10 protein-coding genes are annotated in these 7,145 nt (G+C 61.8%); 2 read left to right on the top strand and 8 right to left on the bottom strand.

The genetic code is table 11. The features are described from left to right. The first annotated feature begins 120 nt into the window (after nucleotides 1-120). Together C9413_RS33800 and C9413_RS33795 are read left to right on the top strand one after the other, a co-directional pair. Nucleotides 121-357 carry a helix-turn-helix domain-containing protein gene (locus tag C9413_RS33800; protein WP_052451597.1) on the top strand — a complete coding sequence of 79 codons (237 nt, stop codon included), beginning with the start codon at nucleotides 121-123 and terminating at the stop codon, nucleotides 355-357. A 21-nt stretch (nucleotides 358-378) separates the two neighbouring features. After that, nucleotides 379-735 carry a hypothetical protein gene (locus tag C9413_RS33795; protein WP_082046563.1) on the top strand — a complete coding sequence of 119 codons (357 nt, stop codon included), beginning with the start codon at nucleotides 379-381 and terminating at the stop codon, nucleotides 733-735. A gap of 129 nt (nucleotides 736-864) precedes the next feature. On the opposite strand, the gene C9413_RS34285 is transcribed toward C9413_RS33795, so the two are convergent. The 8 genes from C9413_RS34285 to C9413_RS24875 all read right to left on the bottom strand — a co-directional run. Then, nucleotides 865-996 (bottom strand): hypothetical protein, encoded by a 132-nt coding sequence (locus C9413_RS34285; RefSeq protein WP_281408674.1) that lies wholly within the window; start codon nucleotides 994-996, stop codon nucleotides 865-867. Beyond that, nucleotides 993-1,229: a cbb3-type cytochrome oxidase assembly protein CcoS gene (gene ccoS / locus C9413_RS24905; RefSeq protein WP_170251040.1), complete on the bottom strand. Its 237-nt coding sequence runs from the start codon at nucleotides 1,227-1,229 to the stop codon at nucleotides 993-995. Before ccoS ends, C9413_RS34285 begins: the two co-directional genes overlap by 4 nt. Continuing rightward, nucleotides 1,226-3,466 carry a heavy metal translocating P-type ATPase gene (locus C9413_RS24900; protein WP_170251039.1) on the bottom strand — a complete coding sequence of 747 codons (2,241 nt, stop codon included), beginning with the start codon at nucleotides 3,464-3,466 and terminating at the stop codon, nucleotides 1,226-1,228. Before C9413_RS24900 ends, ccoS begins: the two co-directional genes overlap by 4 nt. After that, a complete protein-coding gene (locus C9413_RS24895; protein WP_170251038.1) occupies nucleotides 3,466-4,290 on the bottom strand; it encodes a DUF2189 domain-containing protein in 825 nt (274 codons plus the stop codon). The genes C9413_RS24900 and C9413_RS24895 overlap by 1 nt, the downstream gene beginning before the upstream one ends. 200 nt (nucleotides 4,291-4,490) lie before the next feature. Further along, the gene (gene ccoP, locus C9413_RS24890) at nucleotides 4,491-5,372 is read right to left on the bottom strand and encodes a cytochrome-c oxidase, cbb3-type subunit III (protein ID WP_039845888.1); all 882 of its coding nucleotides are present in this window, start codon (nucleotides 5,370-5,372) and stop codon (nucleotides 4,491-4,493) included. After that, a complete protein-coding gene (locus C9413_RS24885) occupies nucleotides 5,363-5,533 on the bottom strand; it encodes a CcoQ/FixQ family Cbb3-type cytochrome c oxidase assembly chaperone (protein ID WP_039845889.1) in 171 nt (56 codons plus the stop codon). Before C9413_RS24885 ends, ccoP begins: the two co-directional genes overlap by 10 nt. Nucleotides 5,534-5,550: 17 nt before the next feature. Next, nucleotides 5,551-6,303, bottom strand: coding sequence for a cytochrome-c oxidase, cbb3-type subunit II (gene ccoO / locus C9413_RS24880; protein ID WP_039845890.1), 753 nt, complete (start codon nucleotides 6,301-6,303; stop codon nucleotides 5,551-5,553). A 4-nt stretch (nucleotides 6,304-6,307) separates the two neighbouring features. Next, the coding region (locus C9413_RS24875; RefSeq protein WP_170251037.1) for a cbb3-type cytochrome c oxidase subunit I at nucleotides 6,308-7,145 on the bottom strand (838 nt) is incomplete at its 5' end.

The following is a 7,145-nucleotide window of genomic DNA, read 5'->3' as shown; positions in this document are numbered from 1 at the left end:
GTAGCATTGTGTTTGTCGCTCTAGACAGAACAAAGCGCGTTGAAAAGTGTCGCGGCCTTCGTTCGGGAGCTGGCCGGACGTTATCCAGGAGAACCGGAATTGACACGATGATGTCTCGAATTGGACCGCTCCGACTATCTTGGACTGACAATCGAAACCGTCGCCCGCTCCTTGACCAAGCTCCGCGAAAGACGCATCATTCGCTACAACGGCAAACTGCAACGATTGGTTCGACTGCTTGACCGGGAACCCTCATGGCCCTGTCTAACGAGCGGTTCGCAGCACGGCGAGATCCTGAACCAGGACGACCCCCGCCGAGGAAGAATGGCAACAGACGCCTTTTGGAAATTCATCTGAATAGCACAGGGGTTTGGACCGATGACATACGCATCTCGCCGATGGTCAAATGGATTGCTCAAATTGGTCGTCGCAACGGTAGCCGCCGGCGCACCTCTTCCACTTTCTCAGGCCACTGATGTTCGCGCCGAAGACGATCCTTTTGGTCAGTTTCCGCTGGTCATCCATTGCAAGTACAAAGATACGTATCACGCCTTCTATGTCTCGAGGATTTCGCAAGACGGTTTGGCGACATACGTGGCGTCAGATCGAATTGCCGGTACGATAACGTTGGGCGGACAGGCAAAAGCGACTGGTGGTGAGGATGGAGGCAGTTGCGTAGGCAAGACACTTAAGGAACTTCGCGAATCTGGCCAAGCGCGAGACCTGAAGCCGTGACCGAAACTCGGCCTGAATGTCCGGCGGCTGGCGGGGCAGCGATGTCACCGCCATCTATGTCAGTGACGCTTAAAAGTGCACCACATTAAAGGCATAGGAAACCGCTTTCAAAAAGCGATCACGGCATTGCTAATAGAGTGCAGAAGCAACCGCCAGTAGGCACGCAGCCAAAGCAGCAAGACTGTGTATGATGACGGCGACCCCGGAAATCAACGCCAGCGCTGCTACCCAATCGAACGGTCTGTCAGCAGACCTGGTCATGACAGCTGTCCTCCTTGTTGTACTTTAGACAAACGATGTCTGCTCGACGCGTGTTCCATGTCCTCCCACTTCTTGTCGCGAAGGGGAGCGTCCGCAGCGTTTGTCAGCAGCACCCTTTCGGCAGCCCCGTCAAGATCGTCGTACTGGCCGCTACGCATCGACCACAGGAACGCCATGCGGCCGACGGCCCCCATGCCCAAGGCGATTGGCACGAGCCACATGAGATAGCTCATTGGACAACTCCTTTGAGTTCGAGCCCGCGAATAGAACGCCGGGACGAGCCCGTATCGCCTGACAGGCGTAAGGCATTGCCGACCACGAGGATCGATGACGTCGACATCGCAATTGCCGCCATGAGAGGCGTGACATGGCCTGTGACGGCGACTGGGACGATCAGGACGTTGTAGGCGGCGGCAAGCGCGAAGTTCTGTTGCACCAAACCCGCGGCGGCTCGCGCAACGCTGATCGCTTGCGGGATGGCCTCCAGGTTCGTGCCCAGGAACACGAGATCCGCAGCGTTCCGTCCGACATCGGCGGCCGACGAGGGCGCCATCGAGACATGCGCGGCCGAAAGCGCCGGGGCATCGTTCAGCCCGTCGCCTACCATCAGGACGTGGCGGCCTGCCGCTGCCAGTTCCCTCAGGCGCTCGACCTTGTCATCGGGGGCGGCGCCGTGGCGGTGTTCCGTGATGTTCAGCGCGACGGCGACCTTTTCGACCTCCGTGGGACGGTCGCCCGAAAGGACCTCGGTTGCCAGTCCGTGGCCTGCCAGCATTTGGATTGCGGCTTTGGCGCCGGGCCGCACTTCGTCCGCGATTGCGAACCAGCCCGCGCGCTGGCCGCTGCGCGAAAGCCACACGTCTGCCTGTTTCGAGTTATCGAACGTGCCGCTGGCGACCCACTCCTCCCGCCCCAGCCTATAGACGGTTCCGTCGATACAGCCTTCGATTCCATAACCTGGAATCTCGCGAAAATCCTCGACTTCAACTTCGGCAGGCCGCAGCGCGGTGACAGCGCGCGCCGCGGGGTGTTTTGAAAGCGCGGCGCGCGCCGGTGCGGCGCCCAGGGCCTGGGGCGCAACGGTGTGCTCGACGACGCGCGCGACACCGGTTGTGAGTGTCCCTGTCTTGTCGAAAACCACAGTGTCGGCCTCGGCGAGCCGCTCCAACGCACTGCCGTCCTTGATGGCGATGCCGAAGTCGAACAGCCGGCGCACGGCAACGACCTGGACCATAGGCACGGCCAGGCCAAGCGCACAGGGGCAGGTGATGATGAGGACCGAAATCGCCACCGTGATCGATTGATGCCAATCGCTCGTCAGCAGCATCCAGGCGGCAAAGGTCGCCGTCGCGAGCAGGTGGACGACAGGTGAGTAAAGCGCCGCCGCGCGATCGGCGATGCGGCGGTAGCGGGCACGGCCGTCCTCTGCCGCCTCCATCAGCCTTACCATGTCGGCAAGGAATGAATCGCGCGCCCGCCTGTCAGCGCGGACGGTAAGGGCGCCATCAAGACTGAGCGCGCCCGAAAGCACGGCTGTACCAGGGCGAACGCGTTGGGCCGTCGACTCCCCTGTCACCACCGAAACATCCAGGCTGCTCGCGCCAGAAACGACCGTGCCGTTCACAGGTACGCGGTCGCCTGGCCCCACGAAAATCATGTCTCCTGGTTCGATCTTCGTCAATTCGCGAAGCTCGCGGCTCCCGTCCGCTGCGATCACCGTGGTGCCCCTCGGCAGTAAGCGGGCAAGACCGGCAACGGCCATCCGCGCCTTCTGCCTCATCGCATGATCCAGCGTGCGTCCCGCAAGGAGAAAGAAGATCAGCGACGTTACCGCGTCGAAATAGGCGTGCGGTCCTCTGGCAAAGGTATCGTAGAGGCTCAGTCCCAAAGCCAGCAGGATACCCACGGAGATCGGAACGTCCATGCTGGCCGATCGCTTTCTCATCGAATTCCACGCTGAAACGAAGAACACCCGACCGGAATAAGCGACGGCGGGTACGGCAAGCAGCGCGGAGATCAGGTGGAAGGCATTCCGTGTCCCGGTCCCGGCCCCCGACCACACCGACACGGACAAAAGCATGATGTTCATGGCGGCGAAACCCGCAACCGCCGTTGCCCGCAACAATCGGGACATCTCGGGATCGCGTCCTCGGTCCTCCGGCTCCGCAAGGCAGGCGTCGTACCCGACCTCCTGCAATGCGTCGATCATCGGAGGGGCGCGGCCCCTCCATTTCACGGCGACGCGCCGGGACGTCAGGTTCAGTCGTGCTGCAATGACTCCGTCGAGGCGGTGCAACGCGCTTTCGATAGCAGCAATGCAGGCGCCGCAGCGCGCCTGCGGCACCGAGAGATCGGTCTGGAACACGCCATCACCGAGGTCGCGGCTCGCGAGTACGATCTCGCGCGCGGAACTCTCTTGCTGCGGCGCCGGCAGCGGCCTGGTTTCACTTCCCGGCGCACAGCAGCTCATCATCCAGTTCCCTCAGAACGTGCCACCGCCCTGTAGGCATGCCAGGTGGCGTGGCCTAGCAGCGGGAAGATTACGATCATCCCGACGAGGCCCGTGGCCACGCAGGCTGCAAATAGCGCAAGCAGCATCGCCCCCCAGGCTACCATCGGCGAGAGGTTATTCCATACCAGCTTCATGCTCGAGCCCATAGCGGTTAGCGCATCCACACGCTGGTCAAGGAGCATCGGCACGGAAAAGACGCTGACGGCAAAGGCAAAGGCCGCAAAAAGGCCTCCGATCGCCGTCCCCACCACAAGCATTGTCCAGCCATAAGCCGTGCCGAAGAGCATGCTGACAATGTGGTCGAGGCCCGGAAATGCCATCACACCGAAAAAGAGCGCGTAGAGAAGAACGGCGGCACGCATCCACAAAAGCACGAGCATGCAGAGCAGCAGGCCGGCGAAAAACACCTGCGCGCCGGCGCGGGGGCGCGCAAAGAGCATGGATGCGAAACCGATCCGCCTGCCTTCTTCGATCGATCGGCTCTTCTCATAGAGGCCGATCGCCAGAAACGGGGCAACGATCATGAATGCCGCCAGGGCGGGAAACAGGATGTAGTCGAGTCCGAACGCGACGAGCATCCAAACGAACGCGACAGAGAGAAGGAAGACGCCGACCCCGTATGCCAGGCTCGCAGCTGGCCGGACCCAGAAACCCCGCCAACCCGCCGAGAGCCAACGAAATCCCTCAAAAACCGGCAGCCCTCGCTTAAGGCGCGGATCTCGCGTTTCTCCGATGCCCGACGTCTCGCTAAGCAGCCAGTATGACTTGTCGGTCTCGCCCATCTCTTGTCTCCCTCAGCATGCCGGCTTGGCGGCACGATAACCGTGACCGTCGCCTGCTGACTTTGAGTGCTCGACGCAGTCAGGCTGCGACTGAACAGCGACGTAAACCAGGTGCGCATTCGCCCCGGCCACCAAAAGCAGCCCCACAGGAATCAGTGCCCATAGGAGCCACTTCGTTCGGGATCTCTTCATGTGCGCGGTCATGGCTGTTGCGTCCCCAGGTCATGGACGTAGAGCGCCAACGTCCGGATCTCGGCCGTCGTCAGCCTTTCGTCCCAGGTCGGCATGTGGCCCTGCCGGCCGCCGTGCACGGAGACAACGATCGTGTCCAGATCGCCGCCGTAGATCCAGGAGGAGTCGGTGAGGTTAGGAGCGCCGACGTCCCTTTTCCCCTCGGCGTCTTCCCCATGGCAGGCGGCACAGGTCGTGATGAACACTTCGCGCCCGGCCTTAATGCGCTCGACGTTCTCCGGCGTCGAATAGTCCGGGTGGGCCAGCGAATAGACGTAGGCGGCCACGTTCCGGACCTGCGAGCGGTCGAGCATCTGATCGCGTCCGAAGGCCGGCATCTGCCCGATCCGGCTTTCCGGGTGCCGCGTATTGATGCCGACGCGCATCGTCTGTTCGATGAGCTGTGGACCTCCGCCCCAGAGCCAGTCGTCGTCCGTGAGGTCGGGGTAGTTGGCGCGCCCCTTCCCGTCCCTGCCGTGGCAGGCCGCGCAATTGTCGCCGAAGAGCTGACGCCCGGTATTGCGCACGGTCTCCATTAGGGCCTCGTCCGCGAGAATAGCGTCATAGGGCTCGGTCCCGATGCGGCTCATCCAGCCGGATCGGGCGTGCTGTGCCTCGACGACCTGGGCCTCGACCGTCGTCTTTTGGTCGATCCCGAAAACGCCCTTGGTGTAGGTCGTTCCCAGCGGCCAAGCCGGCACGAAAAACCACCAGGCAATTGCCCAGATATGAGTCACGATCAAGAATATGAGGACGCCGCGCGGAACGGGTGTGTCCAGCTCCTTGATGCCATTCCACTCGTGGCCGGTCGTCTCGCGGCCGCTAACAGGATCGCGTTCACTCACTTCCATGGCGTGTCGTCCCGGTCGAGGATGCTGTGCTTGGCTCGGTCGAAGCGCGTCCGGTTCGACGGCCAGAAGGTGTATACGATCACCCCGAGGGCAAGGGCGATCAGATAGAAAAGACCCCAGCTCTTGGAGAAAGCGACGACGGCGTCGTGGTCCAGGTCCATATGACAATCCTCCGCCTTCAGTTTCCGGGATCCGGTTTCTTTTCGGGAGCTGCGGTATGTTCGTATGCTGCTCCCGTAAGTCTGCCGAGAACCTGCAGATAAGCGACGAGCGCGTCCATCTCGGTGACATGGGTGGTAACGCCGTCGAATACGCTCACCTGCGTTTCCTCGCCGTAACGCTCAGTAACACCGGCGGCAAAGTCCGTGTCGGGAGTTGCCTGGCCGTAGGCGTCCCGCGCGGCGTTTTCCATCATCTCATCAGTATACGGAACGCCAAGGGTACGCTGCACCGCAAGGTGTTGCGGCAGGTCCTCCATCTTCAGCCGGTTCCGCGCCAGCCAGCGATAAGCGGGCATGTTCGATTCGGGAACGACATCCCGCGGGTTGGTGAGATGAGCGACATGCCAGACGTCAGAATACTTGCCGCCGATGCGCGCAATATCCGGTCCTGTGCGCTTGGAACCCCAGAGCATCGGACGGTCATACCGGGACTCGACGGCCAGCGAGTAAGGACCATAACGCTCCACTTCGTCACGGAGCGTCCGGATCATCTGGCTGTGGCAGGCATAGCATCCCTCACGGATGTAGATGTTGCGTCCTGCGAGCTCCAGCGGCGTGTACATCCGCATGTCCCGGGCCTCCTCGACCGTCTCGTCGATGGTGAAGAGAGGAGCAATCTCGACGATGCCGCCGACGCTCGCAGCCGCAATGATTGCGATCACGAAGCCGATCGCGGAACGCTCAAGCTTGCGATGGAAGAGTTCCGGCATATCGTCATTCCCCCGGCATGGAAGCGGGGACGACAGGCGTATCCCCTTCACGCGCTACAGTAAGCGGCGCGGACCGAACCGTCATCCAGATGTTCCAGCAGCCGACGATGGCGCCCAGGAGAAAGAGCAGGCCCCCGAAAGCGCGGGCGATGTAGTATGGATACATCGCCACGAGAGAGTCGACAAACGAATAGGCAAGCGTGCCTTCCCCGGTATAGGTCCGCCACATCAGGCCCTGGATGAGGCCAGAATTCCACATCGCGAAGACGTAGATCACCGTTCCGGCGATCGCCAGCCAGAAATGCACTTCGACGAGAGACGCCGAGTACATGCGCTCGCGCCTCCAAAGGCTGGGCACCAGTGTGTAGAGCGAGCCGAAAGTGATCAGCGCGACCCATCCGAGCGCTCCGGCATGGACGTGACCAACAGTCCAGTCCGTGTAGTGCGACAGCGAGTTCACCGGCCTGATGGCAAGGAACGATCCCTCGAACGTCGAGAGTCCATAAAAGACCGCAGCTGCCATCATGAAGCGCAGCGTCGCGTCGTCCCGAACCCGGTGCCATGCGCCGTTGAGCGTCAGCAGCGCGTTGCCGGCCGACGCCCAGGACGGCACCAGCAGCATTACCGAGAAAGTCATGCCGAGCGTCTGGACCCAGTGGGGAAGCGCTGTGTAGTGCAGATGGTGGGAGCCGGCCCACATGTAAAAGAACGTGATGCCCCAGAAGCTCAGGATTGAAAGCCGGTAGGAGAAAATCGGCCGCTGCGCCCGGACGGGGAGGTAGTAATAGAGCATTGCGAGGAAGCCGGCCGTCAAGAAGAAGGCGACCGCGTTGTGCCCGTAC

Source organism: Rhizobium sp. SEMIA 4085, assembly GCF_013004495.1.
Lineage (GTDB): Bacteria > Pseudomonadota > Alphaproteobacteria > Rhizobiales > Rhizobiaceae > Rhizobium > Rhizobium gallicum.
This window is presented reverse-complemented; position numbering and strand designations above follow the sequence as displayed.

What these genes read in the sequence shown, in the direction of transcription:
- C9413_RS33795 (WP_082046563.1), top strand. Translation starts at nt 379, where the DNA reads ATGACATACGCATCTCGCCGATGGTCAAATGGATTGCTCAAATTGGTC.
- C9413_RS34285 (WP_281408674.1), bottom strand. Translation starts at nt 996, where the DNA reads ATGACCAGGTCTGCTGACAGACCGTTCGATTGGGTAGCAGCGCTGGCG.
- ccoS (WP_170251040.1), bottom strand. Translation starts at nt 1,229, where the DNA reads ATGAGCTATCTCATGTGGCTCGTGCCAATCGCCTTGGGCATGGGGGCC.
- C9413_RS24900 (WP_170251039.1), bottom strand. Translation starts at nt 3,466, where the DNA reads ATGAGCTGCTGTGCGCCGGGAAGTGAAACCAGGCCGCTGCCGGCGCCG.
- C9413_RS24895 (WP_170251038.1), bottom strand. Translation starts at nt 4,290, where the DNA reads ATGGGCGAGACCGACAAGTCATACTGGCTGCTTAGCGAGACGTCGGGC.
- ccoP (WP_039845888.1), bottom strand. Translation starts at nt 5,372, where the DNA reads ATGGAAGTGAGTGAACGCGATCCTGTTAGCGGCCGCGAGACGACCGGC.
- C9413_RS24885 (WP_039845889.1), bottom strand. Translation starts at nt 5,533, where the DNA reads ATGGACCTGGACCACGACGCCGTCGTCGCTTTCTCCAAGAGCTGGGGT.
- ccoO (WP_039845890.1), bottom strand. Translation starts at nt 6,303, where the DNA reads ATGCCGGAACTCTTCCATCGCAAGCTTGAGCGTTCCGCGATCGGCTTC.